Origin of the sequence: Streptomyces sp. G-G2 (assembly GCF_030063135.1) — a bacterium.
Classification (GTDB): Bacteria; Actinomycetota; Actinomycetes; order Streptomycetales; family Streptomycetaceae; genus Streptomyces.
In genome coordinates this window covers 1-2,545 of the sequence record NZ_JASISO010000118.1, presented here as the reverse complement: position 1 = coordinate 2,545, position 2,545 = coordinate 1, and the positions used below count along the sequence as shown (strand labels likewise).

1 protein-coding gene and 1 pseudogene are annotated in these 2,545 nt (G+C 65.0%); one reads left to right on the top strand and one right to left on the bottom strand.

Features of this window, described 5'->3' with window-relative positions; genetic code table 11:
* Positions 1 to 123: 123 nt before the first annotated feature.
* Positions 124 to 1,269, top strand: a complete 1,146-nt coding sequence (locus QMF80_RS37810) for an SMI1/KNR4 family protein (RefSeq protein ID WP_349372283.1) — start codon at positions 124 to 126, stop codon at positions 1,267 to 1,269.
* 73 nt (positions 1,270 to 1,342) lie between these two features.
* Here QMF80_RS37810 and QMF80_RS37805 read toward each other — a convergent pair.
* Positions 1,343 to 2,092 (bottom strand): annotated as a pseudogene (locus QMF80_RS37805) (transposase).
* Between the last annotated feature and the right edge of the window lie 453 nt (positions 2,093 to 2,545).

Sequence of the window (2,545 nt, the reverse complement as noted above, 5' to 3'; positions counted from 1 at the left end):
GACGCCACCGAAAACCTCCGCACCACCAAGCCCGAACACGACGCCCGAACCCTCCCACCCCGACAGCGAAACCATGCCTGAGCTGGGAAAACTCAGCGATCAGAATCGGTAAGACAACGGCTTCTGACATCAGACCTGGTCCAGGACTCATGGACTCGCATCGACGCGTGGCTGCGCGAGCACGCGCCCCGCACGTTTGCCACGCTTCGGCCGCCCGCAGGAGACGAGGAGATCGCAGCAGCGCAACAGGAACTGGGGGTCACCTTTCCTCCGGACCTGGTCGCTTCACTCCTCCGGCACAACGGGGCGCTGGAGGGACCTGAGGCTTTCCGCTTCAGCACGGGCGACCGGCTGCTCGGAGTGAGCGGAATCCTCGGGGACACCGGGTTCATGCGCGGCATCGACCAGGGCCTCGACGGGGAGACCGAGGGCTACTGGCTTCACGATTACGTGAAGTTCGGTTCTTACGACGTGACGTCGGACGGTCTTCTGATGGATTGCCGTACCGGGCGGGACTCCTTCGGTGTAATCGGACGGTTCTTCGATGAGACCGGCACCAGTTTCGGGCAGGCCGACTCGTTGGGTGAGTATCTGGCCGAACTGGCCGGCATGCTTGAGCGCGGCCAGGACGCCGGTGTCGTCACCTTCAACGGCCGGCTGTTCTGGGAGGGGCGTCCGCCTGCCAGCCCGCAGTACAGTGCCGACGATCCCCTTCCCGCACCGGATGAGCAGCTGCCAGAGCTGGACCTGTCCTACAGTCCCACCGACCTCCTCCACGTGAGCCACCTGGACGGGCATGAGGAACTCGGTGCGCTGATCGCAGTCCTGCCGTATGAGCAGGTGGTCGACGCCGCGCGGAAGCAGCTGCGCAGACTGGCGGTCGAAACGGGCCTGAACAACTACCCGGAGGTCAAGACAGCCCTGGACGCGTGGGAGCGCGGTGTGGCCCCGCCACAGCCGGACCAGACCGGCCCGCTCGCCTTGCGACTCCGCGCGGTGCTCGCACAGGCCGACACCGGCCGCGACCACACACGCAGATGGGCCGCGGAGAAAATAGCCCTTGGGATCTGGGGGTCCCCGTACAGGTCCGTGTGCGAGAGCGCGGAGACCCGGAGTCACTTTACTCTCGACTGGCGTGCGGACCTGCATGCGGACCTGGGCAATCAGCCCCTGCCACCGATACCTGACGACCGATTCTGGGGGGTGCTGCGCAACCCCGCCATCGACTCCAATTGGTACGCGGCCCAGTACAGCCAAGATCATGACTGACCCCAGAGGTTTCGGTTCCGGGTGAGCGCTTCATGTGGCGGTCATCGCCAGACGAAGTGCTCACTAAGGATCTTCAGCGCTGCCGCTCCAGCGTGAGGATGGCCTTGACGATTGATGTCATGCGGTTGGGGCTGCACCGGGACCTGCGGAAGATCCGCCAGGACTTCAGGCTTGCGACACCGCGTTCAACGGGCGCTCGTGCTGCGGCCAACGCCCGGTTGAGGGTCTTCTCGGTGGGAGTGAGTTCCTGGAGTGGCTTGCGTTTGATGCCGGTCGTCAGCCACGGTCCTGCGCCTTGGTAGGCGAGATCGGCCAGGATGGGAACGCCCTGGCGCTCGCAGATCCGGATGATCCGGTGGGTGCGGGCGGCGGTCAGGTCGTGTGTGCGGCCCGGCAGGGCGGGCGAGAGCCACAGCAGCCGGCCGTAAGGGTCGGTGACGACCTGCACGTTCACTCCGTGGCGCCGGTGTTTGTGGGAGTAGTCGGCCCAGCCGTCGCCGACCCGGTCGCACTCGGCGAGAGTGCCGTCGAGCAGGATGAAGTCGGGACCGTGCTAGCGCAGCGTCTTGAGCAGACCCGGTGCTCGTTCGGCGAGCAGGTCGACGACCGCGCGGGTGTAGGCGTGGTCGGTGGACTCGCTGATCCCGAACCCGGCGGCGATCTTCGCCAGAGTGGTGTGCTCTCGCAGGTACACCAGTGCCACCATCGCCCGCTGAGACGGACGGAGCTTGCAGCGCCGGTCGCCCTCACGAGTGACAACCAGCATGGTGACCCACTCCACGAGCGCATGCGGCAGGTCAAGTGCGGCAGAATGGATGATCAACGAGGCCACCGAGCAACGTGATTGAGACGTCAGACATCTCGATCAACAGCTCGGGGGCCTCGTTCGTTGCGCTTCACGACCATCACCCGATCGGTGGCCAACTCGAAGAAGCTCATTGATTGAGCAAGTTGCCGGAGGTCCGGCTCGCTGAATCGGTGCAGGATCAAGCTGTCCAGCAGTCTGACCTCAGGTGTTGGCAGGTCCGAGTCCGGTTGCTCAGGTTGGTGGGGCGCTGCGCGGCTTCCCTGATCGCCGACACGTGGCCCATCAGCCGATTCTGGGGAGGCCACGATTGCGTTCGAGGAGGGCTTCGGCCGTGGCGTTCATCAGTGCCTGTTTCTGAACCCCAGAGCCAGGGAGTTCGGTAGCTTGGTAGCAGGCGGCGCCTGGACCAAGTTGGTGGTGACCAACTTGAGATTGATCAAGCTGTCAGGCTCTTCGGGGCCTCTGGAT